Below are 23,830 nucleotides of genomic sequence, written 5' to 3'. Positions count from 1 at the left end.
CGGCCCACGGTGCCATGCCTCCGCGTGGTGAGGATGGAGCCCGAGCCGGTGAGTTGATCGCCGCGAGTCTCGATCGCTGCCGAGCTGTTGATTGGCCGGCCGGTATTTGGGAGTCACGCACAGCCCGGTGAAGGGTTGGACGGTCACACATCGGCAAATGCCCTGAGCCGCAGTCGATGGAGGACTCCAACGGTGACGGACCAACCGCTGCGAGGCTTCAACTCCACTGCCAGTGCCCGGCCGCAGGGGTCCGCGGTTCAGTCCCGGTTACAGGCGCCAGGCGCGGATGCGGTCGGCCGCCGTGAACACGTCGGCCTTCCCGGAGAGCAGTTCGCCTGCGAGGTCGACGAGTTCGCCGTAGGGGGCGTCGATGCCTTCGCCGCTGGCGTGCATGTAGGCGATCGTCACGGCGCAGGCGAAGCGGATGTTGTATGCGGGCAGCGGCTTGAGGAGCAGGAAGGTGTGCAGCAGGGCTGCCGCGCGCCAGGACGCGTCGGAGTCGGTGCCGGCTCGGGGCGGGTCGACGCGGTGGCGTGCCACGCCGGCCATCAGCGCCGAGAAGTCGCTGACGGTCGGGTGTTCGGGCAGGGCGGTCTCCTGCTGCTGCAGGAGCCACCTCATGTCGACATGGATGACAGGCGGCATCGGTCAGGCGGCCCGCGCAGCTGCCTTGACTGCCGGGCCGTCATCGAGGCCCGCTGCCGCGATGGCCTCGGCGAGGGCCGGATCGCGGAAGACGCGGGCGAAGACCTCGGCGCCTTCCTTCAGCGCACGGTGGCGGGCGATCTGGTCGGCGGTCGAGGCGCGTACCAGGGCCTTGAGGGTGACCCCCTGCTCTCGCGCCAGTTCGCGGAGCTCGTCGAGCTCCTCCTCGCTGAACTCCACATTCAAGGCAGGCATGCCTGGAGGATATCGTCCAGGTACCTGGCAATCAATCGTTGCAGGTCAACGTGAGTGACGAGAGGTACCCTGCTGGGCCTGGCTCTCGCTGTGACGCAATGCGTTTGTAGCGGGTCCAGATCGTGCGGATGCCTGATGTCCTGCGCTGGGCGCGGGGCCGTCTGCGTCATCGCGAGCAGCGCCAGTCACTCTGGTACACGGCGAGACTGCCGGGGCGCACCATGATCATGAATGGATAGGCTGTGTCCATGTCACGTGTACGCGTCACCCTCGTTGCCGCCCTCGCCGGAATGGCTGCGCTCACTGCCTGTTCCCCTAGCAGCGGCAAGGCCGGCTCCGGCGATGGCACCCAGAAGGCGGACAAGCCCGCAGCCGCCCGCGCGCCGGAACCGATCACGAAGGACCTCACCCAGGCCCAACTCACGCAGGCCCTGCTCGGCGACGGTGAGAGTCTTCCCGGCTGGTCCTTGCACGGCGACAAGTCGGTGACGGACGGGCAGTACTGCAACGGCTCCAAGGACGCCGACTCCACGCCGCCGGGGTGGGTCCGTGGCGGCGACTCGTCGTACGAGTACAACCACTCCACGATCAACATGGCGTACGTGGACATCTGCCTCTTCGACTCGGCCGACGCCGCGCACCGCCAGTACACGGCGTGGAAGGGCACCGAGACGAGCAAGCAGCAGACCCCGAAGAAGCCGGTCGGCGACGAGAACAACCTCGTCATCAACCCCGGCGCCGCAGACGACGCCGTCTACGGATACGTCCGATCAGGCAAGGCCAACATCCGCGTCCGTATCGAAGGCGGCACCGCAGGCGATGCGTCGGGGACACAGGCGATGCTCTCCGCCACGCTCAAACGCCTCCAGCAGCTACAGGACGGCAAGCCCGCAACCGTCACGGCCAACGACGAACAGGCCTCTGCCCGTCAGTAGCCACGCGCCCGTACCTCGCTGTCCACGTCGTGCAGCACGAAGTCGACGGGGCCGGCAGAGGAGTGTTCTCTGGCCGCCCTGCACGCAGTGTTGAAGGCATCCAGTCCGGTTGCGTCCGGGATCCGCTCGGCAGCGCAGGGAATCGGCAGCGGCTGCATGACACAGGTGGATGAGCCCGCATAACGCTCACACGGACCACCGAAGCCGGGTGAAAATATCACTCATCACGGCGCGGAGGCGAAGTTGATCATTTTCGATACGAACGCGGTGAACCTTCTGCCGCACGACGGTCCGCGGGCAGACATCATCCGAAAGCTGCGGCAGTCCGGCCATCACCGGGTCGCGGTGCCGTGGATGGTGCTGGAGGAGATGGCCGCGCACCAAGCGAAGCACTATCCCGCCAAGTACCAGTCAGTCGTGAAGGCCTTGAACAAGCTGCGCGAAGGGCTTCCTTGGGAGCTGAAGAGCACACTTGAGCCGCTCGACGTGGAGCGGCTGGTGAACCACTGGCGGGCGCTCTACGGCGAGATTTTCGAGGTGATCGAGACAAGCGGAGAGGTCGCACGGCGGGCTCTCGCTCGTGAGGCGCTGGCTCTTCCGCCGGCCAAGCGGGCTGGGGACCACTCGGAGGGTGCCCGTGACGTGGCGATCTGGTTCTCCATCCTTGAGTTCCTCAAGGAGAACCCGGAGGAGCAGGTCTGCTTCGTCACGAACAACACCAAGGACTTCGGTGACGGCGTCCACTACCCCTATCCGATGGACGAGGACGTGGTGGGTCTGAAGGATCGCATCACGCGGCTGAGCGACTTCGATGAGGTCGTCTCCAGCTTCACGAAGACCGTATCCGGCAAGGACGCCGAGATTGTCGCGGACGAACTCCTGCGGTCTCTCCCCGTACGGTCCCGCGTTGCCCAGACTGCGGTGGAGGTCCTCGCTTCGACGTCCGGGTTCGTCGGCCTGGGGGCTGCCGACGACGCCGTGCAGTGGCGTGAATGGCTCGCGTCACCCGAGGTCGAACTGCTCACCGTCACGAAGGTCACAGGTCACGAGATCGAAGGGGACGTCTGGTACACAGCCGATGCCCGGTGGCTGCTCTACGGACTGGCCCTCGAAGGCGACGAATCGAGGCCAATCCATACAGCCTGTGTGTGGGAGACGCGGGTTCTGTTCTCCGCGCGAGACGGAGACGAAACACCCACCCTCCTCGCTCCGAAGGAACCCGAAGCTCCCGACACCTCCGATCCAGCCAGCATCGAGATCCTCAAGCGCCTGAAGAACCGCGCCGCGGGGGTGACGCGACGGGCCTTGAGGGAGTTGTTCCCCGCGACTTCTGCGACGGAAGGCGTGATCTCCAGGGAACTTCGGGAAGCGCTCAAGGCCGCTATGCGCCCTGCGACAGTTAGCTTCACCGGCCTGAACCGAAGCCTGGCCGAGGAGATGATGCCGAAGATCGACTTCAGTGGTCCGCTGAGGACAAGCATCAGCGAGGCTCTGCCCAAACTGGACATCGCCGCACTGTTGCCGCGTATCGATTTCGCCAACAGCGCTGGAATCACTGGAACTGCCAGCGATGACGAAGAGGCCAAGGAACACGACCTCGACGGTCAACTGTCCCTTGAGGACGCTGCCGAAGACGGACCCGACGGTGAGGACGGCCGCGCAGCTGGCACCGGCCCCATCAAGAGCTGAAGGGACTTCGGGCAGGACCGCGGCGGCGAGCCGGTCGAGGGCAGCGGGGTTGGGGAAGACCTGGCCAACGTCGCCCGACGTGGATCTCCCGGCTCAGCCGTGCCGACAGCGGTGTTCGTCGACCAGGTCCTCTTCCAGGGTGCCGGCGGGACGCCCGCGAACGCCGCCCTCGCTCACAGAGGAAGCGTTATGCCCAGCTCCCGCATCGCCGTGGAGGGCGGTCCGCCTTCGGAGCGTTCCGTCTTGTAGCCCTTGGTGCCAGCGGCGAGGGTGCGCGGGTCGACGGCTTCTGCAGGGGCACCGGTTTCGTACAGGCCCTCGGGCTGGGTGTCACGGTCATGGGGCAGCAGCCAGAACACGCGGCGGCGGAAGGTGCCTGATGAGCGGGAGGCCTTGGCCTGGGGGGCAAGGGTCGCGTAGCCGACCATGCGTCCGTCGCGGTGGTAGGCCGGTTTGCCACGGCGGGTGGGCAGCCGGTCCAGGCTCTGGCGTACGTAGTCGAGGTCGGTGATGTCCTCGAGCCAGACGAGGTCGCTCTCGTGTCGGATCTCGTCTTTGGTGATCAGGGAGCTCATGCTCTCTCCTCGTCGGCGAGCAGTCCGATGCCCGGGTAGTACTTCCGCGAGTTGGACAGGATCATCTCCTTGGGCGAGGCCAGTCCGACCAGCTCGCGGGCGCGTGCGGCGAACGCGCGGGAGGAGATGACGGGTGCGCCCTCATTTTGGCACCAGGTCTTGTACTCGGCATACAGGCGTGCCTGTTCGGCCCGGGAGTCGGGGCTGAGGAGGCAGCATTCGTCGAAGAAGCGGCCGATGTGGTCTTCGGTCTCCGCGTAGGCGGTGGTCGCGATGCGTACGCGGGCGGGGCCGGTGAGGTCTTTGTCGCCGGCGAGGTAGCGGCGGGCTCCTTCGATGAGCCAGCCCAGGATGCCTGGGCCTTCCTCGGTGACGAGGATGTCGGCCAGGTTGTCGATCTTGCGGTCGTCGGAGACGACGCGTTCGAAGGGGATCAGGCGCATGCGGCGCCAGAATGCGAAGCCGCCGGTGCCGACTTCGGGGCGGTGGTTGGCCAGGAGCCAGAGTTTGTGGGTGGGTTCGAAGCTGAAGAAGTCCTGGCGCATGCGGCGGGCCTTGATGCGGTCGCCACCGGTCAGGAGCTTGACGCGGGCCTCGTCGAACTTATCGCCGGGCTTGACCTCGGAGCACACGATGACCCGGCGGCCGTGGAGCTCGGCAAGGTCAGTGGGGTGGCCTTCGAAGGGGCGGGCCATGAGGAAACCGGGCGGGGCCGCATCCGCGTAGTCGCCCAGCAGCTTCATCAGCACGTCCAGGAGGACACTCTTGCCGTTCTTGCCGGAGCCGAACAGGAAGGGCATGACCTGGCCGCCGACGTCACCGGTGACGGAGTAGCCGAGCAGCAGCTGCAGGAAGCCGATCATTTCCTGGTCTTCGGGGTCGCTGCCGAAGGTGTCGGTAAGGAAGCGCTGCCAGCGCGGTGTCGGTGTCTGCTGGGGGCCCACCGTGGTGGAGCGGGAGTGGAAGTCCTTGTTCGGGTCCGGGGCGCGCAGCAGGCCGGTCCGCAGGTCGACGACGCCTTCCGGGGTGCACAGCACGTAGGGGTCGGCGTCCAGGGCGGTGGCGTTGAGGACCATGCCCGGGGCGGCTTTGGCCTGCGTGAGCATGGCGTTGATGCCGGAGGTGCTCATGGACCGCTTCAGGTGCTGGTTGAGCGCCGAGGCCGTGAACACGCCCCGCGGGTCGGTGGTCGCGAAAGCCTCTGCGAGGTCGCCGGCGGCCCACATGACGGTGTCGTCCTCGTCGAACTGCCAGCGGGTGCCCTGCCAGCGGTACCAGCCCAGGCCCGGGACATGGCGGTAGTCGCTGCCATAGAGCCGGACAAACAGTTTTGCGTTGCCGCGGTCGGTGAGCGTGTCCGGCAGGAGTCCGGCCGGCGTCGCTCCTCCGGCCACGGCAGGAGCTGCCGGGCTGGTGACTTGAGCAGGCAGAGTCGCGGGGGCAGCCTGGGCGCGGATCTGCGCGGCGACGGCTTCGGGGTCGAAGTCGAACAGCACGCTGGGCTCGTCGGGGTAGGTCACGGGCGCCTTCCCGGGTGAAGGGGACGCTGCATGCCGGCGCTCAGCCCGCTGCGGATGATCTGTGCTGCCCGGTGGCCCTGTCCCGGGCGGGCCGCAGCCGCGGTGTCGAACAGGGCGCGCTCCGTGGCGTCGTGGGGCAGGCAGCCGGCTGCGATGAGCCCTCCGAGGGTGTAGGCGGCCCTGTTGAGCCGGTCCGCTAATCCAGCGCCTTCGGTGACTTGGCCGCAGGCCGCGACATCGGCGAGGGCCGAGGTGAGAGTTCGTTGGGTCCAGTCGCGGCCGCCGCCGGCGGCCAGGACCGCCTGACGGGCGCGCGGAGGGACAGGCCGGGGTGCCGGTACTACCGGCGTTGGCCTGTGCCCGGTGCGCTCGAGCTCATGGGCCAGCCATGGAGGGAGTTCGGCCGGTTCCTGGGCTCCTTCGAGCGGGGCGTAGGTACCCGAAGCGGTGGTGGTGTGCGGGGCGATGATGTAACCGCCGTGAGCACGGACGTCCACCTGCCAGGCCAGTGCGCGGCCGCGGCCGGAGCCGGTCGAGCACTGCCACCCGACGGCAGGATCGGCCCGGTACCAGACATGGAGCCCGCCCGAGGGCGTCCGTACACGCAGTGTGGACGGATCGGTCGCCGGGTTCGGCATGCCGCGCAGCGCGGCGAGAACAGCCAGGGTGTGAAAGCCGCTCGCCAAGCCGGTGAGGTCGATGTGCTCACCGATATGGATGCCTGGCAAGATTCGGTCCCGGGCAGGTACTTGGGCCTGGTGGGCGTCGATATCGATGACGACCAGCCCCGCCCGGCCGCATGCCACCCCGACACCGAGCTCGGGCCGGGGCCCCCACCACTGGGTGATGCGTTGCGGATCGAGCGTGGCGGCATGGAAGCCGTGGCACCAGCGCCCCGCGGACAGGCAAGGGCAACCGGTACGAGAGTGACCAGGCTGCCGGCAGCGCTCACAGTTCCCAGCCGGGGTCTTCCGTCGCTGCGACAGTGGGTGAACGGGCCAGCCCCGCGCTGCGCATTCCCTCGCTGTGGTCAGCGGCTGCACAGCGACTGAGGAGTCCAGGGACAGATGCTCTGAGTCGCTACGAGAAAACCGCAGCTCAGCAGGCATCCTCTTCCCCCATCAGCGACCGAAGCGACTCAACGACGGACATAGATTAGCGAAGGATCACCGCAGAGGCTGGGAGCCCTGCGAATTACCGTCGGCCGTGTTGATGATGAGACCAACGCGCGGCCATGGGCCAGTGACTCAAGAAGCTACCCAGCGACCCGAGTGGCTTCGGTCGCTCACCCCGGTCGCTCGACAAAACCCCAGGTCAGAGGCAACTGCAAGCACAGATCAGCGACTGAAGCGACTCAAGCTCTATATATATGACGCAGGCGCGCGCTCGGGAATGTCTCTACATACCCGAGCGCGGGTCGCTTCAGTCGCTGATTCGGGAGCTCCACGCCTGTGACCTGGGGCAATCAGGCAATGAGGGTGCAGCTACTGAGCGGCTTACTCAGTCGCTGGCTCTTCAGTCGCTGCTACACCGCCACGACCGTGACGGCAGCAGAGACAGGGTGCAGCGACGCAAGCGACTGAAGCGACCCAGCGTCCGACCTGCGCGATCGTCCGTCCGCGGCAGCCCAGTGTCTGACGCAGGGTCGCTTCAGTCGCTGAGACGGTCACTCCGGTCCGCTGTCCGCGCCGCGGGCAGGTCGGGCGGAGCGACGCAAGCGACCGTAGCGACTCAACCTCGTACCTTGCGATCGGTCGTACTCCCCAATCCCTCGTCAGCTGCTGCGCCCACGTCACCCCTGCGGCCCTCCAACGACCACCACGAGGACCACGAGCAGCAGCGGATCAGAGGACGGTGGCAGGCAGGGCGTAGCGATGAGACCGTGCCCGAGCTCGTCGCCGCCTCCCACTGGGCTCGTGGCGCCCTACACGAGGCGTTTGCGGCCCAGGTGCTCGCGTAGCGCCGCGCGCAACTGAGGGAGTGTGGCGTGGGCGCCGAGTGCGGTGAGGAACTCAGGGACCGTCCAGCGAATCAGGGCGCCTTGGCGGGCGAGGTAGAAGCCGACCTCACGGATGTCGTAACGGTCGTCGTAGTCGAGGAGAAGGTACCCAGCGAGCTGTTGTACCTCGTCCCGTCCGAGGCGGTGGGGCCGCGTGACGGCTTTGCAGTCGATGAGGAAGCCGTCGGTGATGAAGTCGGCGTCGGCCTTCACGTCGGCGCTGCCTGAGAAAACCGGCCCGCATACGCGCTGCTGGGCAGGCAGGCCCCGCAGGGGGGTGAAGGGCTCTTCTGCGAGCTTCATCTGTTCATCGATGTCGTCGAGGACGTAGCTCGGCACGGCAGTGGTCACGCCGTTGACGGTGGTGTGCTCGTCTACCTGGGCGAGGAGGTTGCGCTTGCGGAGGAAGGCGCCGTTTCGGTAGACGGCTTCGAAGAAGCCTGCGACGAAGCAGAGCCTGGTCAGTTCGTCGTCGTCGAGCAGGCGGGAAGGGTCTGCCAGGTGGGAGTGGAGGCGGCCCAGAACGCTGGTTCCGATCATATGAAGGTTTGCGCGCACCGCGGGTGCTGGTGCTCCCGCGATGGGCAGGTCGCTGCCGAGCAGTTCGACGCCGGCGATCGCGGCGGGCCCTGGGTCGGAGCCGAGGCTCAGGCGCAGCCGGTAGTCGATGGTGTGGCCAAGTGCGGCGTAGTCGGGGCGACGTTCGTTCAGGGGCTGGACGGGATGCGGTAGGCCGCGGATGTGCTGGAGGTAGGAGGCGATGACGCGTTCGGGGTGGGGAAGGTGGCGGGCCAGGAATGTGGACATCGGGGAGCGTGGGTACTTCAGCTGTCCGGTTAGCGGCAGCCGGGCCAGCGAGATGCCTTCGGGTGTGGTGTCCGCTGTCGCTGCACTGGAGTGGGCCTGTAGCTGTTTGATGCCGGTGGTGTCGAGTTCGGTGCGGGCCCGGGTGACGGCGACGTAGATGAGGCGTGCGGCGGCTGGGTGCAGGGCGGACGGCGAGCTTTCGTCGGGCGGAGTGAAGCCTGCTCCGATTCGTACACGATTCCACTCGCGGCCCTTGGCTTTGTGCACGGTGGAGACGACGACGCGGGCCTGTGTCTCGTCGGTCATACGCTGGACTGTGCGGATGATCTGCTGGGGGCCGTAGGTGTCCACGAGTTCCACGATGGCTTTGAGGTCGGCGGCGGCGGAGTCCTGTTCGGTGTACTCCTGTACCTCGCCCCAGGAGGCGAAGAGCGCAAGGTCGTGGTGTGAAGTTCGGCGGCAGGCCTGCAGGTCAATCGCTGCCTTCGCGATGTTCAGCAGGGGTTTCCCGCCGCCGACCAGGGCGACAGGCACGTCTTGGTCCAAGAAGCGCAGGACCTCGGCGAGGGCGTCAGCGTTACCTCGGCACAGCACCGCGTCGGGAACTTCCACCTCGGCTAGCTTGGATGGTTCAGCGGCGTGGCCGGTGAGCTGCATCGTCGAAGTGGCCGCGCGCAGCCAGTGGTTAGCCACCTCCGCGATGGCCGGCCCGAAGCGGAAGGACTGGGTGAGCTCCATCCGCATGCCGGGGAACCCGCTCATGATGTCCTTGGCGTGACGCCATTCGTAGATCTGCTGGGAGGGGTCGCCGACACAGACGCGCTGGACGTCCTGCGCGAGGAAGATCTCCTCGAGGACCGGGTTCGTGTCCTGTGCCTCGTCCAGCAGGATGTAGTCGGCGCGCAGCCGGGGTCGGGTAAGTGCCCACATCTTGAGGTAGTGGTCGTGCTTGAAAGGCAGTGTGCCGTTCGGTGAGCAGATGTCGTCCCATGCCCACCAAGCCCGGGGCAACAGGAGCCGCGCAACGTACTGCTGGCCATGGTCGTCGAGGCCGTTGACGGTTCCCAGGTGGCGCGCTGCGACCTGCTCCTCGGTGGAGTAGCAGAAGTGCTTGACCATCTCCATCACCAGGTGAGCCAGTGTCGTCGCCTTGAGCCGGCGCCCGCCGACAGCGACGTCGCGGTCGATGCCAAGGAGCTGGGCGGTGCGCCACAGGGGCATGTGCTGTGAGGCGTCCAAGCGGGCCTTGAAGCGGCTCCCGAGCGCGCGGTAGGCCAGTCCGTGGGAGGTGCTGCAGCGCACGTTGTCGCCGAAGCGGGCCTTGGCCTCCTGCGCGATGGGCTTGTTGAAGGCGATGTACATACCGCGGCGGCTGGTTGCGGCACCCATCATCACCAGTGTCGATGTCTTTCCTGTCCCGGCGCCTGCCACCAGGGCAAGATCATGGCCAGCAGCGAAGCTGTCTCGTGCTGCCGCCTGTTCCTCGGTCGCCTTCACTGCCACTGCGTCGTCCCTTTCCGCGAGCCTGCTGTTCTGCTCCGTCTGCCAGCCGGCCTCGGCCAGACTGGCTCTGGACTGGTGAGCAGCATGACGGCACGCACTGACACCTTGTCAGGGCACTGGGAACAGAGGTTTGGAGTTGCGAAGAGGTGACCGAAAAGCACGCGCGCCTTCAGCCTCGCCGTATGCATTCCCGGTTGCCCGCGTGGCGGCTTCGCCTAGGCCTTGTCTGATAAATGATCACCTGTGCGGCTCGAAAAGCCAGATGCTTGTTGAGGGAGGGTCGCCGGTATCAGGGAGCGTCTCTTCTCCAAAATGTCAGGCAATGACGACGAGGAGTGTCAGCGGTGTTGGAGACCTACCTGTCCTGGTACCGCGAGGGCCGGATGGACGAGTCCGAGTTCCGCTCGGTCACCGACCTCTTGGCCCAGTCAGGGCTGACCGTCGAGCACCCGACACTGGGCTGCGGGATGCTGTTGGACGTCGTGGGGGAACAGGTAGAGCTGCCCCCCCGGCGCATCCTGGAGCTTGTCGGCCTGTCGGTCGGGCCGCTCTGTATGCAGTTCTGGCTGTCGGCTGACACGGACGTGGTGTGCGATGTCAGGTACGTGGCGCCGGACACCCAGATCCTCACCTTCGTACTAGGCGGGTTGACCGAGAACGAGCGGGGGCAGGCAACCGATGCCATTCAGCGGCTGGTTCAGCGGGAGTTGGACAGGACTGTCGCGCTGCTCGTCGATCTGGGCGGCGAAACAGCGGACGAGGACGATGACGCGCTGGTCCTGTATGGCCGGCTGCCGATGGGTCCGCGCCCGGACCGAGTGCAGTTCCGGACGGACCGGCTCAGTGCCGTCCCGGCTGTTCTTGCTGGAGCGGAGGTGACGGATCTCGGCAACGGGCTGAGTGCAGTCCGCTGGTAATGATCATCTGGCTGGTTCGCGGAGCCAGAGGACGAGCGCTGCGAGGTGGAGACCGGCCCGGTAACGGGCGGCGATTTTGTCGAACCGTGTCGCGATGGCGCGAAACTGCTTGAGCCGACTGAAGCAGCGTTCGACGACGTTGCGGGCCTTGTAGAGCTCGTGGTCGAAGGGAAGCACTCCTGGCCCGCTGGCCCACCGGCGCGTGGAAAACCGAACTCATCGACGGCGTCCTGTACTCCTACGGTGAGTTCGACGAGCGAGACATCGCTACCGCCGAGCGGGCCTATCCAGGCCGGCGCGCACTGGTCAACCGGGCGAACGACCTGGAAGTGCACCCCGGCAACACCGGTCCAGCCCGCTCCGTGCTGGACGCGGCCGCCGACATGGGCGGACCACAACCGTCGCCGGTTTCCATGCCCGGCTCGAACCGCGGCCCGGATCACGAGCCGTGAGACCTGGCCGTCCCGCCATCAGCAGCTTCGGGGATACGCAGATGCGGTGCGGTTCGACGGCTGCGCGTTGACGTGCGTCCCCCCGCGTACGCCCGACCGAGGCGGGGGAAGGCTAGGTCGATCCCGTCTGGTCCCCGCGGCGCGCACTTTGTATCGACCGGGCGCTCTCCGATGAGGCCGCATTGGTGCATTGACCACTGGCGCGGGATCACATGCCGCCGCGCGGGGCGCCCTGCCGCGCCCACGCCGCAGCTCTGCTGTGGACATCCCTCCAAACCCACACGGCAGGGCGCACCTCCGCCGCTCCCCGCTCGGGGCACGGCCGGTAGACGCCGCAGCGTTCCAGCTTGGCGTCTGGCCCAGCGGAGCGGCACCTTCCGGCCGGCTTAGTTCTCCGACGGAATACGGGCCGCGATCTCGCAGGCGAACCACTGCGCCTCCTGCGACAACTCGTCCTGTCCCTCACTAGAAATGAGCTGGAGCAGACGCAGTAGATCGTGCGCCTCGTCGAGCGTGAGGATCTCCAGACGGCGCGCGTCGGCGTCGTGGGCCGCAATCAGCCCGCCGACCGTGGAGTGATCATTGGAAGTCATGCCAGGGTCAACGTCGGAGACAGGCCCGCGGATACTCACCAAGCAGCTCCCGTACCCACAACGGCCTACCTAAGAGATCATCTCAATTGGAGATGCCGGTAGCCTGGTGACGTGTTGCTGACTGAGCGTCTGGTCCCTGACGGGTTGTGGGAGTTGTTCCAGCGGGTGGTGCCGGAGGCGCCGACGCGTCCGCAAGGAGGTGGTCGGCGCCGTCATGGGGACCGTGAGGTGTTGGCGGCCATTGTCTTCGTGGCCACGACCGGTTGTACGTGGTCGCAGGTCCCGCCGGTGTTCGGGCCGTCGGGGGCCACGGCTCACCGCCGGTTCATGGAGTGAGCCGACAACGGGTCTGGGCGAAACTGCATCGTCTGGTCCTGGACGAGCTGGGGGCTCGAGGCGACCTGGACTGGTCGCGATGCGCGATCGACTCGGTGAATATGCGCGCCCTGAAAAAGGGGACCTGACGGGTCCGAATCCTGTAGATCGGGGCAAGTATGGCTCGAAGATCCACTTGATCACTGAGCGGACTGGGCTTCCGCTTTCCGTCGGCATCTCCGGCGCCAACCTCCACGACAGCCAGGCGCTCGAACCACTCGTGCGCGGCATCCCACCGATCAGATCCCGGCGCGGTCCACGCCGCCGACGCCCCGCCAAGCTTCACGCCGACAAGGCCTACGATAACCGTCACCTGCGGCAATGGCTCCGCCTACGCCACATCACACCCCGCATCGCCCGCAAGGGAGTTGAGACGTCACAGAAGCGGGGGGGGTGCCACCGGTGGACCATCGAACGCACCATGGCTTGGCTCGCCGGCTGCCGACGTCTCCACCGACGCTACGAGCGGCAAGCCATCCACTTCCTGGCCTTCGCCAGCATCGCCTGCACCCTCATCTGCTACCGCAGACTCACCAATTGAGATGATCTCTAAGCCGAATGGAAGTCACGCTCGCGGAACTCCGGGCACTGTTCGCGCACCAGGCCCGCGTAGGGCTGCTCGTCCTCGTAGTGGTAGCTGCCGGGCTCGGCCTCGGCGAATCCACCCGCGCCTTCGTCGAACCAGTCGGACCCCCAGCACTCGGTCATGGCAGCGCCGACCGCGGCCTTGGGGACCTTCTCGAACTCGATCGTGGCGCGGCCGTGGTCGTCCAAGCAGACCTTGCCGGTGCCCTCCCCGACCTTCTCCCAGCGGAGGGTCGGCCCGAAGCGCTGGCATTTCTCGGCGGGAGTGAGGGCGGGGAACGCCGCGGTGAAGGCGGCTTGGGCGGCTCGTTCGTGGACCGTCCAAGCTCCGTATCAGTCGTGGAGTGCCTGGGTGACGTGCGGTTGCACGCAGCTCCCTTCCGCCCGTGGCGTGGGGTCGCCGGGTTGGCGGCCGCGGAACCCTTACGTCCGGAACGGTGCAGGCCAGCGGGACACGGCCCGGCCTGGGGAGGCTTCCCGGGGGCGAGTGGCCGGCGGGGGCGGTCTCGCGGCGGATGGCGCAGCCGACCGCGCGCGGCGGCGTCCGGGTGCCGAGGCTGGTGGCGTGGAGTTCCCGGTGCAGCTCGCCCTGGCCCAGCCGGTCACGGTCCTGCCGACGGGCAAGGGCTGGTGGTACGAGCCGAAAATGGACGGCCACAGAACGGCCCTGTGGCGCGACGCCGATACGGTGCGCCTGCAGGCCCGTTCAGGCCGCACCGTCACCGCGGCCTGGATGGACATTGCGCTCGCCGGGATGGCGCTGCCGCCCGGCACGGTCCTCGACGGGGAATGCGTGGTGTGGGTCGAGGGCCGGATCGATTTTTCCGCGGCGCAGTCCCGGGCCGCCTCATCCCCGGCCAGGGCACGCGAGTTGGCGGCCCGCCTGCCCGCTTCGTACGCGGTCTGGGACGTCTTGCAGCATCCGACCCTCGGCGACGTCCGCCCACGCCCGTACAGCGACCGCAGGGCTTTGATGCTGGACCTCCTCGAGGGCATCGGCCCACCGATCCAGCCGCTTCCCGCCACGGACGAACGATCCGGAGACTGCACTGCTTTGGTACGAGGCGCTCCGCGAGCAAGGTGTTGAGGGAATCGTCTGCAAGCGCGCCGACGGGGCGTACCGGGGCGGGAAAAGGTCGTGGCTGAAGCTGCGGCACAGCGACACCGTCGATGCGGAGGTCATCGGCTTCACCGGCCCGGCGTCGCGGCCGCGGGCGCTCGCCGTGCGCCTGCCGGACGGGCGTATCGCCCTGTCGCAGACCCTGCCCGGTCCGCTCGCCGCTCACCTCGGAACGCTGCTCGCCGGCTCCGGCCCGCCCCGCCGCGCTCACACCGCCGGGGGCGACTCGTACAACACCGTCCCGCACGACCTGGTCGTCGTCGAGGTCCTGGCGGGTTCTCTGGGGGTCGGAGGAGTTGCCGTGGAGTTAGTCTCACGTTGATGCAGCTCAGCGACCTGGTGGCTGAGTCTATGCATCACGACACCTGTGGTGCTATCGCTCGATCCGGTGATTCGTTGTCTGGTCCGCTTCAGCTGTGATGGCCCAGCGCTCGTGGTCCTGCCACTCGTCGTTGATGAACTGGAAAGCGGCCGAGTAGCCCTCGCGCTGGAAGCCCAGGCGCTTGATGAGGTTCAGTGACGAGGTGTTGTCCGGCTGGATATTCGCCTCCAGCCGGTGCAGTTCCAAATGGCCGAAGGCGAACTGGAGCACAAGCCCCAGACCTTCGGTCATGTAACCGCGGCCGGTTGTGGACGCATAGGACGTATAACCCAGGGTCCCGCATTGGAGAGTGCCTCGGACAATGTTGTTGATGTTGACCCCACCGACGATTGCGCCGGTGTCACGCAGGCAAATCACGAAGCCCTCGTGGGTCGGCTGCTCGAACCGCTCAAGGGAGCTCTCGAATGCCTCGACGGTCATCTCACGAGCTCCCAACCAGCGCCGGAGCATGTCCGAACTCTCCCGTTGATGCACGCTGAGCTCTGCGTAGTCCTGGCGGTCGATGCGGCGTATGGCCACTCGTGGCCCTTGCAAGAGATAACTAGTTGGTGCCATTTCGGGATTCTAGGCAAGCCGCTCGTGGACGCGTCCAGCAGCCGGCGGGAGAACCCGGTCGCAGGTGGTGCGGGCCCGGCGGCCGAAGGCCGCCGGGCCCGACGTGCCGGTGGCCTAAGCGTTCAAGCCCGGTGGTTCAGGGCTCGGGTCAGCTCACGATTCGCGCCCCGGGCCGCTTCCAGCTCCTCGGAGCGCTCACTCAGCTGCGCTTGCAGGTGGACTACTTCCTGCTCAAGGTTGGTGATCCGGCGTTGAAGTTGGTCCAGGTCGGCAGGCGTGCTGAGACCGGAGTCGGCCCAGACCTGCTCGCCCATCGACTCTGAGAGCCGCTTCTCCAGCTGGCGGACCCTCGCAGTCAGGCGGCGGTTTCGCTCCAACGCGTTGCCGAGATCTGTTTGGAGAGAGGCTCGGCTGACTGCGGCTTGGCGGCTCTCAGCGGGTGGGGCGGATGCTGCCGCATGAACACGTTCGAGCAGGTCCCGGTGCCGGTAGAGGAACGTGCGGTCAACGCGGGCGGCCCGAGCGACGCTCGCGACGGTGATGTCCGTCCCATCCCGCAGTGCGACATCGAGAGCGGAGAGGACTCGCTGGCGGCGACGAGCTGAGTCCGCCCGCCGCCCGTCGATCATGTCGTTCGTCATGCTGACCTCTCCGGCCGAATGTCTGGAAGGGGCTGCCGGATTCGGGGCATGCCCAGCGAAACCGCGCCGCGGCTGCGGCGGACGAGCTTGATGGCCTCCTGGATCTGCGCGCGATCCTCGTCCGTGAGGTCACCCATGTCGTTGCGAACGCGCTGGACAAGGCGCCGAACTCGGGTGATTTCCTCGTCCGAGGGCATTGCTTCCACTTTCGCCCAGGCGTCGGCGTCAGCGAAGGCTGCCAACCGTTCGCGGGTGCGCAAGAGATCCGCGAGGTAGGCCTCCAGGTCGGGCAGATAGGAGACGTCGGTGCGGAAGTGGCCGCAGCCAACGCAACGGAAACGGACCGGGCAGTCGTGGCCGCCGGCCGCGACGTTCGATGGCTCAGTGCAGACGCCGTAGGGGACGGCGACTTCACCGATCGCGCGGCGGGCGTGTTCGGAGTCCAGGAGCTGCTTGGCCGTGCGCCAGACGCGGTTGCCGTGGCGGTCGAACTGCATGGCAGTGACCTTGTCGACGGCCTCCCGGCGCCGCTTCTCCCCAACGCGGTAGTAGCGCTGGGTGGTGTCGAACAGGCGGTGGTCCATCAGTTCGTTGAGGGTGTCGATGGGAACCCCCGCGTCGGCGTGCCGCTGGGCGTATGTGTGCCGGTAGGCGTAGGGGAAAATCTTGGCCTTGTCGAACGGCAGCATCTTTGTGACCCGTTCGCCCTCGACGTCGACCACCAGTGGGACCAGGACGTCTGGCAGCGTCTTCGTGACCCATTGGCGGTGCCGGTCGGCCACGTTCATGGCAGAGATCGCCTTGTTGCCGTGCGGGTTGGCCTGGATGCTGGGAAACAGCACGAGTTCACTCGACGGGACGTTGGGGAACCGGGCCCGGGTCCGTTCCTGGGCAGCAATGATCACAGCGGCTGTTGCCTCAGGGATGGGCAGGCGTCTGCCTTGCCTTAGCAGCTTCCGGTTGTCATAGACGAGCACGGGCTTGCCGTCCGCATCGCGTTCGAGACAGTCCAGCGGCAGCTTGCAGACCTCCGTCGGTCGTCGGCCGGTGTCGATGATGATCTCGACCACGGTGCGGAAGTGCTGGTGATCCGTGGTGTCGAACGTCGGAAGATGGTCGCAGACGTGCCGCATGACCTCGGGCGGGAGGTCTTTGCCCGCCTCGTCGTCCTCGGGTTCGTCTGGCATGTCTTCTTCTCGCAGTGTGAAGTCGTCTGCGATCCCGTGCAGAGGCTGGCCTGCCTGCGTCAGCCCGAGAGCCCGCATCCGGTTCATGATCCGTCGAACGGTCCGGGCTGCGCTGAGCCGCTGTGACGAGCTGATCTCCCCCTCGGAGTGAAGGAAAAGGAGTCGGTTCAGGAAGAACACCATGTCGTCGCGGCCCAGCCGCAGCTCTTACGATCACGCCAACACGTTTCAACCCCAGGGGGCACCATGGACATGGCTTCAGCTCAGCGGCTCATGCAAGAGAGACTCCAGGCGCGATTCCAGCGGGTCGCGCACCTGTATCCAGACGATGTTCCACTGGCCAGCTCGGCAGGCGGCTTCGAATCCTACGAATCGCCTGACGACTACCGGGAACACGCAATGTTCCTGCCGGTGGAGGGCGATTACGTCCTGACCGATCAGGCTGTGTTCTTCATCTTTCTAGAAGAGAGCCGAGTGGCGCGGTTTGCCCTGGATGGGATCGCCGAGTTCGAGCCGACCCTCCGCCAGGAGGGGGGACAGATCCGCCATGTGAAGGTGCGCATGTCGAGCGGCCAGATGCACCAGTTCGCGGCCGCGGCGACTTTCGTCGACGAGGTCCTTTCCGCGCTCGGCCGCCCCAATGCCACCGAGGGACTAATGCAGCTCGCTGCCTCGTCCGGCGAAATGCCGCTGGCCAAGGGGAACCTGCTCGTTTCCGGGACTCTGCCCGGACATGCTTCAGCCGATCGCTACCCGGCTGGAAACTATGACGTGCTGCTGATGCGGGACCGGCTCCTCGCCTGGACGTCCCCTGGGAACAGCTTCGTTCTCCCACTGTCGGACATCAAGCAGTGGCGGGAGGCGGGCCACGAAATGGTGTCTGTAGAGCTGACGTTCCAGGACGGCACAGAGCGCACCATCGGCTTGAACGGGCCGTTCGCCAAAATGATCCGCAAGACGGCCCGGGTCCGTAAGCGGCGGTTGAAGTCCTGAATCTGGCGCCGAGCAGGACCAGCCGACGGTCCGCTGGGCCCGATACTCCGCGATCACCCGGGCCACGGGAAGGGTGTGAACCCATCGGCTTCCTCGAGGACGGCGCCCGGCATCGGGTTGCATCGGCGATGGTCGTCGTTACGCGGGTCAGATAACGGGGCCGCATTGTGGGGGAATCTCCGTGCAGTACGCGGGCGGGTCGGGTTCGCCCGGCTCGAGGTGCCCGTACACCTGAACGTGGACTCCCGGCCGGCCGGGGATCCGCCATGGCTCGCCGGGGCCAGTCACGTTGTGGGACGCCGACAGGACATGGGCGAACGCGAGGACGGTCTCCTCGTCGGCGCCTTCGATGGTGACGCTGACCGCGCCGGGCTGCGTGTGGTGAGGCCGGTTCATGCCCGCACAGACGATGCCCGCCCCACCCAAGGTTCGGACGGGACGGGCATGTTCACCCGATCGAGAGGCCGGGCCGGTCAGCCGTCGGTTCCTGCAACGTCGCCGCCCCCGGTGCCGTCACAGGGCGAAGTCGTCGGCTGCTCCGTCGGCTCATCACTGGGCGGCGCGCTGGACTCGGTCGGCACCTCGGTCGGCATGCCGGGATAGTTCGTGTCGCCTTCGGACCACATGCCCTCTCGGAAGCAAGGCGGAGGCGACGTCGGCGGCTCGGTCGTCGGCGGACGGGATGTCGGCGGCTGACTCGTCGGCGGGCGGGACGTCGCCGGGGGACTCGTCGGACCGGAGCTGCCACTGCCACCGAACACGGCGACGGCGGCGAGGACCGCGCCGATCACAACGAGCGCGACGCCGACGAGGAGCGCGACGAGACGGCCTGAGGGTCTCGCACTGGTCATAGCTGGGATTCCTTCCCTGCGGTGGTGGGACCGCGGACCGTGTCCGATCCGGGCGCCTTACGTCGCGTGCTGGCCGCTCACTTGCCCATCCGGACCGGCGGCGCGGGGACCTTCACCGCGGGCGCCGGTGCCTTCGGCGCGGGCATCTTGGGCTGCTGCGGGGCGGGCTTGCGGGCGCCGCTCCCGGAGTTGCCGGTCCCGGCGGCCGCTCCGTGCCCGTGCCCGTACGGCAGGCACGTTGCGGGGTTCACGGTGCCCGCGGCGTACCCGGGGCAGCTCTGGCCGGAGCCGTCGTCGTCACCGTCGGCGTGGAGGGCCAGGAGCACGAACAGGAGGACCAGGCCGACCACCAGGACGCCGACGGCGGCGCACCCGAGCCGGCGGGCCGTGCGGTCGCTCAGCATGGTCACGGGGAAGTTCGTCATGGCGTGGCCTTCCAGCCGGAGGGGCAGATGGCCGCGCATACTCCGCACCCGCGCGTCTTGTGTCGCCTCCCCCTCGGCGTGTGGCCTGGCAGCGGCAGGCGCGTCCTACGATCGCTGAGTGAGTGAAGCGCTGCCCCGGATCCGTGTCGTGCTGCCCGACGGGCAGCACGACGTGGGACGCCTGCACGCGCGCCAGCAAACCGAGCTGGGGTGGCGTTACTGGGTGGGGCTGCCCGCCTGGCAGAACGTCGGCGACCAGGGCGAGATCGCGGCCGGCGAGTATCGGGTGTGGCTGTCGGAGCAGGAGGCGCAGCCAATCGAGGGCGAGTCCTACGACGACGTGGCGACGCGGCGCCTGTCGTCGACCGACGCGTCGACGGGGCGGTGGGCGTTCGCGGTGCAGGAACTGACGAGCCCGTGGTGTGGACGTGGCCGAAGAGCGATCGTCCGGCGCTGCGGGTGTGGTCGGCCGGGCAGTGGCGGTACGCGCCGGTCCTGGCGCGGCAGGACCGGGCGGACAGCTCGGTGCGCTACCAGGTCGAGGTCGATCTCCTCGGGGACACGAGGGTCTTGGTCTGCCTGTACCGGTGGCCGCAGCCCGGTTTGCGCAGGGCGCACGGGAGCGATTCGGAGCCGTCGCGGGGCGTCGACGAGGAACGGCAGGGCGACATGCCCCGACCGCGGCCCCGCCGGTCGTAGGCGGGGCCGCGGAGCGTTCGGCTACAGGTAGTTGCGGTGCTCGGCGTGGAAGCGCCCATGGTTCAGCGGGGCGTCAGTGAGCGTCAGGATGACGCGGTGGCCGGCGGCGAGCTCCTGGACGTGCGAGCCTGCCGGGGCGTCACTCGTGAAGCGGTGGCGGAACGGGGCGATGCCGGGCAGGCGGACCGTCGACTCGTAGTGGCGGATGGTGCGCTGCGCCATGGGGCGGCCTCTCGTGCACGGGGCGCCCCTGATGGGCTCCCTCACCACCTATGCGCGGCTCGCCCCGCCCGGAACAGTGCTTCCGCCGAAGATCTTCAGACGGCCTCTGCCATGGCGGCCTGCGTCAGGCCTTCGGCCGGTGCCGTGGTGGGGAGCGCGCCCGGTTCCCGCTTGAGGGCTTGCCTCGCTGCCAGCGCGTCGGTGCCGCACCGCTGCCAGTGCTTGTGCGCGTACACGGCCGTCGCCGTCCTGCGGAGCTCCGCCCACAGCCGGTCGTACTCGGCCGACTGCTCGACGGTCCACCCGCCGGTGACGGGGCGGGACGAGTGGTAGCCGCGGAGCGCGCCGCCGTGTGCGGGCTGCTCCTCTTCCCATCCCTCGTGAGGTTCCCGCGACCACGGGAGCGTGGCCTGGTAGTCGTGCAGTGCCTGGTACGCCTCGACCGCTGCCCGCTGGGCGTTGATCAGGTCGGGCGAGAAGGCGTACGGGTCGAACGGGGCATCGTCGGGGGCGTCGGTCATGCCTTCGAGAGTAATCCTGAGGTCCGACAGTCGACCGTCGCTGACCTGCGGGTGAGCTGGCCCCGGGCGAGCGGCCCGGCAGCGGGCATCGGATGATCTCCGCAGAGGGCTCGCTCGAAGGGCTTCCCCGCCGCGCCTTGCACAACGCTTCGGCCTAGCCTCGACGCCAGGACGTCCTGCCCCCGACGTCCCCTGTCGGCCCCGCGCCCCACGCCAACCGCGCGCTGGGGCCGACACTTTCGCGCAGCGCCCTGGAGGCGTGGCTCAGTCTTTGCTGGAGGTCTCCGAGATGAATCCGCCGGTGACCGCGTCCAGCTCTACCTCCCACAGGACACCGTCGCGGTCCTCGACGTCGACGGTGACCACGTACCGGTCTGGCTGTTCCTCGTCTTCGCCGTAGGAGGAGCCCAGGGCGCCCGGCCCTCCGGGGTGCCGTTCAGAGGCGATCTCCGCCAGCTCCGCGAGCGTCTTTACCTGACCCGACTCGTAGATCTGCTGGGCCTTGTCCTGTTCAAGATCCTTCATGTCCTCACGCTACGGCCAAGCGCCGGTGGCTGCTACGGGGTGGGCTGCCCCCAGTCGACGTACCCGGGGTCGCCGGGAAACCGGCCGAGCACATCGGGGATGAGGACCTGCCAGGCAGGCACGTCCGGCCCGTACAGAGCGTGCACGCGCGCGAGGTCCGACGTGTCCTCCACAGGCCGCAGATGGACCTGGTAGCCGTGGATCCGCGAGGTGCGCGGCCGGCTCGGTGTCCAGGCCGAGCGCGGTCAGCACGGTGGGCTGGGCGGTCTCCGGCGTCGGGGATCAATGGAACAGCCGTCAACGCTGAGCTCCGGCCACTACCGCCGGGGGCCCGGCGACGGCCAATGGAACGCACGCTGGGGGCAATTCCGGATCAAAGACTGTCCACGCGGAGGACGAACGGACCCAACCCGTTAGGGCGACACCCTGCGCCGCGCCGCTGCCGTCCGGAAGCCACCAGCGGTGACGTCGGGTAGCTTCCCCGGACCTGATCACCGGAAAGCAGGAGGCGCACGTGGCACCCAAGAGCGGCGACACCGGATACCTGACCTGTCTGCTCGACTCCCAGAAGGTCTCCTTCGACTACAGCACACGCCAAAAGCACGTCGCGGAGCACCGCGTCGTACCTCCTCGGCCAGAAAGGATCACCGCACTACGCGCAGCGGTTCACATTCCACAACGTGGCGCAGGAACGCCCCGACGCGTTCACGTGCAAGATCCAGGCGTCGGGCGGCCACTACGCCGAATACTGGCTGGACATCTCTGGCAGCAACTACGTCCGCCCGTACAGCGGGGCCGGATGCTTGTGGCGCTTCGTGGACTGCGGAGACTTCTGGGAGTGGCGGCAGGCCAGCACCGACAACTTCATCATCGCGAGCGACGAGATGCTGAACACCGCCTCGTACATGAAGACGATCACCGGGTCCCCAAAAACATCTACGCCAGGGCCTTCCACATCACGGTGGAATGACCGGCGTGCGGCCTGGATGGCGACGTGCCGAGCTGGTCGCTTCGGAGGACTTCCGCGGGACGCCGCCGTGGAGGTACATGCGGCGATCGGCCGTGCCGAGAGCGGATCGCGCTACGAGGTTGAGGCTGCTCTGAAGAAAGCTGTGCGATACCCCGACACCGAAGCGGCCTGACGCACACCCTCATCAAATCTGGTCCTGCTGCGCTGCCAGGAAGGGGAGCACCAGTGAATGCCGGCATGCAGCACTGGGCGGACTGGTTCGCTGCCGGCTACGGGTTCCTGCGCCCAGGCGCGGGCGAGATAAGCCTCCTCGCCAGACACCTGCCACCTGCAGCCGGGTCGCGGGCGCTGGATGTGGGGTGCGGGCTGGGCGGGTATGCAGCGGAACTGGCCCGAGTCGGCTACGCAACCATCGCCGTGGACTGGGCGGTCTCCTCTGTTGCCGCCGTCCGCGATCGCTACGAGGGCCTGGAGCCGAATCTTGAGGCGCGCCGGGTCGACTTCGAGGATGCGGACGCTGTCGCTGAGCTGCCTTCGGGCAGCTTCGACGTGGTGACGATGCGGCTGGTGTACGCGTTCATGAACGACAGGCCGGCCGTGGCCGGGCGGGTACGCCGTTTACTCCGGCCCGGCGGTGCGTGGGTGGTGACGACCCCGCTCGCAGACCGCCTCCCGGCCGATCGAGCGCACATCGCCCTGGCCGGCCAGGACGTCGGCGGTCTCTTGGCGGGGTGGGACAGCGGTGCTTGGTACGACCTGGCGCCCGGCGGGCTGCGCTGTTTCGTCCTACAGAAATGACCTGGCCAAGTGGGTTTCTCGCCGGCGACGGTCGAGGAACCCACGGTCCCCCGCTTGCAGCAGGCACTGATATCGGGCCCTGGACGGCTGTGTGGCCCAGTCTCCGTTGGGAGAAGACCGAGCCACAGTCCGGCTTTCGCGCACGGTGCAGGCCGTACACGCCGTCACGCCGGGTTACACGTGAGTCTGCCAGGCCAGATCGTGCACCTGTGAGCGTTCGCCGGGATTCAGCCGGTCCAGGTGAAGGACAACGGCGTGATCCGCTCCATGAGCGGATTGACCAACATGACCAGCAGCCCATAGTCACCGAACGGGGCCTCGCGCGTCACCTTGTCGTCGATGCCGTACGGCTCGGACACGGCGTACGGGTCGATTTCCAGGGCGTCGATCAGCACAATGAGGGCGAGCTGCGCCTCGAAAGGGAGGCTGTCGATAGTCCGCTGGGTGTGCTCGGTAACGGCGAACTGCCAGCTCACGCGGCACCGCGCTCGCGCGCTGCTTCGTGCATGCGCTCACGCCACGCCACATGCGCGGCCCGCGAGTCCTTCGTCTCGTCGCTGAACTGGGCGGGGGCTTCACCATGCTTCTCGAAGTAAGCCTTAGCTTCTTCGATCTTCGGCGCCTCGACTTCAACCCACCGTGCGGCGATCTTCTGCCATTTGGCGACGACGGTGTCGAGCTGGCCAACGGGTGCCAGGTGGACTTCGCGCAGAGCCTGTTGGCGCATGTCAGGGGAGGGCAGGGCGTGGACGATGGTGTCGATGCTCCAGTCGTGACCGCTCACCGTGGCCCCCTTTCCAGATCTCAGTATCAGGTGAGGTCCACGGTAGCGGGCACACCTGCGCGGTGTCAGTCGGCTCGTACGCTCTGCAAATCGGCGGTCCCTGCCTGGGCGAGGGCTCGGGGCGCAAGGATGTGTGGTGCCCGGCGACGGCATCGGCTTCGTGAGGGCGCCGCCGGGCACGACCAGCCTGGCACGAGGCACTGACAAACGAGCCGGGACGCTGGCCTCTCGTCGCGTGCCTGACCGTCCCGAGATGACTTGGCGGTCGCCAACAGACAGGTCCTACTTCCCCACAGGCAGGATCCCC

The 23,830-nt window shown here is 67.5% G+C and carries 29 protein-coding genes and 2 pseudogenes; 10 read left to right on the top strand and 21 right to left on the bottom strand.

What is annotated here, in order from left to right; genetic code table 11:
- Positions 1 to 267: 267 nt before the first annotated feature.
- Together AC07EJ_RS27755 and AC07EJ_RS27750 are read right to left on the bottom strand one after the other, a co-directional pair.
- Positions 268 to 645, bottom strand: coding sequence for a toxin Doc (locus AC07EJ_RS27755; protein WP_478885236.1), 378 nt, complete (start codon positions 643 to 645; stop codon positions 268 to 270).
- Positions 646 to 648: 3 nt separating this feature from the next.
- Positions 649 to 900 carry a hypothetical protein gene (locus tag AC07EJ_RS27750; protein WP_389946326.1) on the bottom strand — a complete coding sequence of 84 codons (252 nt, stop codon included), beginning with the start codon at positions 898 to 900 and terminating at the stop codon, positions 649 to 651.
- Positions 901 to 1,148: 248 nt separating this feature from the next.
- On the opposite strand from AC07EJ_RS27750, the gene AC07EJ_RS27745 reads away from it, so the two are divergent.
- Together AC07EJ_RS27745 and AC07EJ_RS27740 are read left to right on the top strand one after the other, a co-directional pair.
- A complete protein-coding gene (locus tag AC07EJ_RS27745; protein WP_478885235.1) occupies positions 1,149 to 1,835 on the top strand; it encodes a hypothetical protein in 687 nt (228 codons plus the stop codon).
- A 243-nt stretch (positions 1,836 to 2,078) separates the two neighbouring features.
- Positions 2,079 to 3,524 (top strand): PIN domain-containing protein, encoded by a 1,446-nt coding sequence (locus AC07EJ_RS27740; RefSeq protein ID WP_478885234.1) that lies wholly within the window; start codon positions 2,079 to 2,081, stop codon positions 3,522 to 3,524.
- Positions 3,525 to 3,697: 173 nt separating this feature from the next.
- Here the strand turns inward: AC07EJ_RS27740 and AC07EJ_RS27735 are convergent, their stop codons facing one another.
- From AC07EJ_RS27735 to AC07EJ_RS27720, 4 genes are all read right to left on the bottom strand, one after another.
- Positions 3,698 to 4,099: a DUF6009 family protein gene (locus AC07EJ_RS27735; protein WP_478885233.1), complete on the bottom strand. Its 402-nt coding sequence runs from the start codon at positions 4,097 to 4,099 to the stop codon at positions 3,698 to 3,700.
- Positions 4,096 to 5,619, bottom strand: a complete 1,524-nt coding sequence (locus AC07EJ_RS27730; RefSeq protein ID WP_478885232.1) for a DNA primase family protein — start codon at positions 5,617 to 5,619, stop codon at positions 4,096 to 4,098. Before AC07EJ_RS27730 ends, AC07EJ_RS27735 begins: the two co-directional genes overlap by 4 nt.
- Positions 5,616 to 6,728, bottom strand: coding sequence for a bifunctional DNA primase/polymerase (locus AC07EJ_RS27725; protein ID WP_478885231.1), 1,113 nt, complete (start codon positions 6,726 to 6,728; stop codon positions 5,616 to 5,618). The genes AC07EJ_RS27730 and AC07EJ_RS27725 overlap by 4 nt, the downstream gene beginning before the upstream one ends.
- A gap of 815 nt (positions 6,729 to 7,543) precedes the next feature.
- Positions 7,544 to 9,922 (bottom strand): UvrD-helicase domain-containing protein, encoded by a 2,379-nt coding sequence (locus AC07EJ_RS27720; protein WP_478885263.1) that lies wholly within the window; start codon positions 9,920 to 9,922, stop codon positions 7,544 to 7,546.
- 350 nt (positions 9,923 to 10,272) lie between these two features.
- On the opposite strand from AC07EJ_RS27720, the gene AC07EJ_RS27715 reads away from it, so the two are divergent.
- Positions 10,273 to 10,845 carry a hypothetical protein gene (locus tag AC07EJ_RS27715; RefSeq protein WP_478885230.1) on the top strand — a complete coding sequence of 191 codons (573 nt, stop codon included), beginning with the start codon at positions 10,273 to 10,275 and terminating at the stop codon, positions 10,843 to 10,845.
- 3 nt (positions 10,846 to 10,848) lie between these two features.
- Here AC07EJ_RS27715 and AC07EJ_RS27710 read toward each other — a convergent pair.
- Positions 10,849 to 11,013: pseudogene (locus AC07EJ_RS27710) on the bottom strand (IS5/IS1182 family transposase); the annotation flags it as partial.
- A gap of 670 nt (positions 11,014 to 11,683) precedes the next feature.
- Positions 11,684 to 11,890, bottom strand: a complete 207-nt coding sequence (locus AC07EJ_RS27705) for a DUF6417 family protein (protein ID WP_478885229.1) — start codon at positions 11,888 to 11,890, stop codon at positions 11,684 to 11,686.
- A 117-nt stretch (positions 11,891 to 12,007) separates the two neighbouring features.
- Here AC07EJ_RS27705 and AC07EJ_RS27700 point away from each other — a divergent pair.
- Positions 12,008 to 12,806, top strand: a pseudogene (locus AC07EJ_RS27700) (IS5 family transposase).
- Between the two features lie 8 nt (positions 12,807 to 12,814).
- Here AC07EJ_RS27700 and AC07EJ_RS27695 read toward each other — a convergent pair.
- Positions 12,815 to 13,039, bottom strand: a complete 225-nt coding sequence (locus AC07EJ_RS27695; RefSeq protein WP_478885228.1) for a hypothetical protein — start codon at positions 13,037 to 13,039, stop codon at positions 12,815 to 12,817.
- 376 nt (positions 13,040 to 13,415) lie between these two features.
- Between AC07EJ_RS27695 and AC07EJ_RS27690 the strand changes: the two genes are divergently transcribed.
- Positions 13,416 to 13,937 (top strand): ATP-dependent DNA ligase, encoded by a 522-nt coding sequence (locus tag AC07EJ_RS27690; RefSeq protein ID WP_478885227.1) that lies wholly within the window; start codon positions 13,416 to 13,418, stop codon positions 13,935 to 13,937.
- Positions 13,900 to 14,292 carry a hypothetical protein gene (locus AC07EJ_RS27685; protein ID WP_478885262.1) on the top strand — a complete coding sequence of 131 codons (393 nt, stop codon included), beginning with the start codon at positions 13,900 to 13,902 and terminating at the stop codon, positions 14,290 to 14,292. The genes AC07EJ_RS27690 and AC07EJ_RS27685 overlap by 38 nt, the downstream gene beginning before the upstream one ends.
- A gap of 51 nt (positions 14,293 to 14,343) precedes the next feature.
- Here the strand turns inward: AC07EJ_RS27685 and AC07EJ_RS27680 are convergent, their stop codons facing one another.
- From AC07EJ_RS27680 to AC07EJ_RS27670, 3 genes are all read right to left on the bottom strand, one after another.
- A complete protein-coding gene (locus tag AC07EJ_RS27680; RefSeq protein WP_478885226.1) occupies positions 14,344 to 14,907 on the bottom strand; it encodes a GNAT family N-acetyltransferase in 564 nt (187 codons plus the stop codon).
- A 122-nt stretch (positions 14,908 to 15,029) separates the two neighbouring features.
- The gene (locus tag AC07EJ_RS27675; protein ID WP_478885225.1) at positions 15,030 to 15,548 is read right to left on the bottom strand and encodes a DUF6262 family protein; all 519 of its coding nucleotides are present in this window, start codon (positions 15,546 to 15,548) and stop codon (positions 15,030 to 15,032) included.
- Entirely contained in the window at positions 15,545 to 16,735 is a 1,191-nt protein-coding gene (locus AC07EJ_RS27670; RefSeq protein ID WP_478885224.1) for a tyrosine-type recombinase/integrase, read from the bottom strand. Before AC07EJ_RS27670 ends, AC07EJ_RS27675 begins: the two co-directional genes overlap by 4 nt.
- Positions 16,736 to 16,981: 246 nt before the next feature.
- Between AC07EJ_RS27670 and AC07EJ_RS27665 the strand changes: the two genes are divergently transcribed.
- Complete coding sequence (locus AC07EJ_RS27665; RefSeq protein WP_478885223.1) at positions 16,982 to 17,728, top strand: hypothetical protein; 747 nt, start codon at positions 16,982 to 16,984, stop codon at positions 17,726 to 17,728.
- 147 nt (positions 17,729 to 17,875) lie between these two features.
- On the opposite strand, the gene AC07EJ_RS27660 is transcribed toward AC07EJ_RS27665, so the two are convergent.
- The 3 genes from AC07EJ_RS27660 to AC07EJ_RS27650 all read right to left on the bottom strand — a co-directional run bounded on the left by AC07EJ_RS27660 (position 17,876) and on the right by AC07EJ_RS27650 (position 19,004).
- Positions 17,876 to 18,124: a DUF6207 family protein gene (locus AC07EJ_RS27660; protein ID WP_478885222.1), complete on the bottom strand. Its 249-nt coding sequence runs from the start codon at positions 18,122 to 18,124 to the stop codon at positions 17,876 to 17,878.
- Positions 18,125 to 18,201: 77 nt separating this feature from the next.
- A complete protein-coding gene (locus AC07EJ_RS27655) occupies positions 18,202 to 18,579 on the bottom strand; it encodes a hypothetical protein (RefSeq protein WP_478885221.1) in 378 nt (125 codons plus the stop codon).
- 77 nt (positions 18,580 to 18,656) lie between these two features.
- On the bottom strand, positions 18,657 to 19,004 hold the full coding sequence (locus AC07EJ_RS27650; RefSeq protein ID WP_478885220.1) for a hypothetical protein: 348 nt from the start codon (positions 19,002 to 19,004) through the stop codon (positions 18,657 to 18,659).
- Positions 19,005 to 19,421: 417 nt separating this feature from the next.
- Between AC07EJ_RS27650 and AC07EJ_RS27645 the strand changes: the two genes are divergently transcribed.
- Positions 19,422 to 19,703 carry a hypothetical protein gene (locus AC07EJ_RS27645; protein ID WP_478885219.1) on the top strand — a complete coding sequence of 94 codons (282 nt, stop codon included), beginning with the start codon at positions 19,422 to 19,424 and terminating at the stop codon, positions 19,701 to 19,703.
- A gap of 21 nt (positions 19,704 to 19,724) precedes the next feature.
- On the opposite strand, the gene AC07EJ_RS27640 is transcribed toward AC07EJ_RS27645, so the two are convergent.
- The 4 genes from AC07EJ_RS27640 to AC07EJ_RS27625 all read right to left on the bottom strand — a co-directional run bounded on the left by AC07EJ_RS27640 (position 19,725) and on the right by AC07EJ_RS27625 (position 21,174).
- The gene (locus tag AC07EJ_RS27640) at positions 19,725 to 19,925 is read right to left on the bottom strand and encodes a hypothetical protein (protein ID WP_478885218.1); all 201 of its coding nucleotides are present in this window, start codon (positions 19,923 to 19,925) and stop codon (positions 19,725 to 19,727) included.
- A 95-nt stretch (positions 19,926 to 20,020) separates the two neighbouring features.
- On the bottom strand, positions 20,021 to 20,446 hold the full coding sequence (locus AC07EJ_RS27635) for a hypothetical protein (protein ID WP_478885217.1): 426 nt from the start codon (positions 20,444 to 20,446) through the stop codon (positions 20,021 to 20,023).
- 264 nt (positions 20,447 to 20,710) lie between these two features.
- Positions 20,711 to 20,971, bottom strand: a complete 261-nt coding sequence (locus AC07EJ_RS27630; protein ID WP_478885216.1) for a PepSY domain-containing protein — start codon at positions 20,969 to 20,971, stop codon at positions 20,711 to 20,713.
- A gap of 32 nt (positions 20,972 to 21,003) precedes the next feature.
- The gene (locus AC07EJ_RS27625) at positions 21,004 to 21,174 is read right to left on the bottom strand and encodes a hypothetical protein (RefSeq protein ID WP_478885261.1); all 171 of its coding nucleotides are present in this window, start codon (positions 21,172 to 21,174) and stop codon (positions 21,004 to 21,006) included.
- Between the two features lie 477 nt (positions 21,175 to 21,651).
- Between AC07EJ_RS27625 and AC07EJ_RS27620 the strand changes: the two genes are divergently transcribed.
- Both AC07EJ_RS27620 and AC07EJ_RS27615 read left to right on the top strand, forming a co-directional pair.
- On the top strand, positions 21,652 to 22,113 hold the full coding sequence (locus AC07EJ_RS27620) for a hypothetical protein (RefSeq protein WP_478885215.1): 462 nt from the start codon (positions 21,652 to 21,654) through the stop codon (positions 22,111 to 22,113).
- Positions 22,114 to 22,166: 53 nt separating this feature from the next.
- Positions 22,167 to 22,739 (top strand): class I SAM-dependent methyltransferase, encoded by a 573-nt coding sequence (locus AC07EJ_RS27615; RefSeq protein WP_478885214.1) that lies wholly within the window; start codon positions 22,167 to 22,169, stop codon positions 22,737 to 22,739.
- 227 nt (positions 22,740 to 22,966) lie between these two features.
- Here AC07EJ_RS27615 and AC07EJ_RS27610 read toward each other — a convergent pair whose 3' ends face one another.
- Complete coding sequence (locus AC07EJ_RS27610; protein ID WP_478885213.1) at positions 22,967 to 23,215, bottom strand: hypothetical protein; 249 nt, start codon at positions 23,213 to 23,215, stop codon at positions 22,967 to 22,969.
- The gene (locus AC07EJ_RS27605) at positions 23,212 to 23,523 is read right to left on the bottom strand and encodes a hypothetical protein (RefSeq protein ID WP_478885212.1); all 312 of its coding nucleotides are present in this window, start codon (positions 23,521 to 23,523) and stop codon (positions 23,212 to 23,214) included. Before AC07EJ_RS27605 ends, AC07EJ_RS27610 begins: the two co-directional genes overlap by 4 nt.
- Positions 23,524 to 23,830: the final 307 nt, after the last annotated feature.

Source organism: Streptomyces sp. NPDC045026 (assembly GCF_056432625.1).
Note: the sequence above shows the minus strand (reverse complement) of the source record. Positions and strands in the feature narration are given on the sequence as shown.

What these genes read in the sequence shown, in the direction of transcription:
- AC07EJ_RS27635 (WP_478885217.1), bottom strand. Translation starts at nt 20,446, where the DNA reads ATGACCGACGCCCCCGACGATGCCCCGTTCGACCCGTACGCCTTCTCG.
- AC07EJ_RS27630 (WP_478885216.1), bottom strand. Translation starts at nt 20,971, where the DNA reads ATGAAGGATCTTGAACAGGACAAGGCCCAGCAGATCTACGAGTCGGGT.
- AC07EJ_RS27640 (WP_478885218.1), bottom strand. Translation starts at nt 19,925, where the DNA reads ATGGCGCAGCGCACCATCCGCCACTACGAGTCGACGGTCCGCCTGCCC.
- AC07EJ_RS27670 (WP_478885224.1), bottom strand. Translation starts at nt 16,735, where the DNA reads ATGCCAGACGAACCCGAGGACGACGAGGCGGGCAAAGACCTCCCGCCC.
- AC07EJ_RS27655 (WP_478885221.1), bottom strand. Translation starts at nt 18,579, where the DNA reads ATGACCAGTGCGAGACCCTCAGGCCGTCTCGTCGCGCTCCTCGTCGGC.
- AC07EJ_RS27660 (WP_478885222.1), bottom strand. Translation starts at nt 18,124, where the DNA reads ATGAACCGGCCTCACCACACGCAGCCCGGCGCGGTCAGCGTCACCATC.
- AC07EJ_RS27650 (WP_478885220.1), bottom strand. Translation starts at nt 19,004, where the DNA reads ATGACGAACTTCCCCGTGACCATGCTGAGCGACCGCACGGCCCGCCGG.
- AC07EJ_RS27665 (WP_478885223.1), top strand. Translation starts at nt 16,982, where the DNA reads ATGGACATGGCTTCAGCTCAGCGGCTCATGCAAGAGAGACTCCAGGCG.
- AC07EJ_RS27680 (WP_478885226.1), bottom strand. Translation starts at nt 14,907, where the DNA reads ATGGCACCAACTAGTTATCTCTTGCAAGGGCCACGAGTGGCCATACGC.
- AC07EJ_RS27735 (WP_478885233.1), bottom strand. Translation starts at nt 4,099, where the DNA reads ATGAGCTCCCTGATCACCAAAGACGAGATCCGACACGAGAGCGACCTC.
- AC07EJ_RS27755 (WP_478885236.1), bottom strand. Translation starts at nt 645, where the DNA reads ATGCCGCCTGTCATCCATGTCGACATGAGGTGGCTCCTGCAGCAGCAG.
- AC07EJ_RS27750 (WP_389946326.1), bottom strand. Translation starts at nt 900, where the DNA reads ATGCCTGCCTTGAATGTGGAGTTCAGCGAGGAGGAGCTCGACGAGCTC.
- AC07EJ_RS27725 (WP_478885231.1), bottom strand. Translation starts at nt 6,728, where the DNA reads ATGCCTGCTGAGCTGCGGTTTTCTCGTAGCGACTCAGAGCATCTGTCC.
- AC07EJ_RS27705 (WP_478885229.1), bottom strand. Translation starts at nt 11,890, where the DNA reads ATGACTTCCAATGATCACTCCACGGTCGGCGGGCTGATTGCGGCCCAC.
- AC07EJ_RS27745 (WP_478885235.1), top strand. Translation starts at nt 1,149, where the DNA reads ATGTCACGTGTACGCGTCACCCTCGTTGCCGCCCTCGCCGGAATGGCT.
- AC07EJ_RS27675 (WP_478885225.1), bottom strand. Translation starts at nt 15,548, where the DNA reads ATGACGAACGACATGATCGACGGGCGGCGGGCGGACTCAGCTCGTCGC.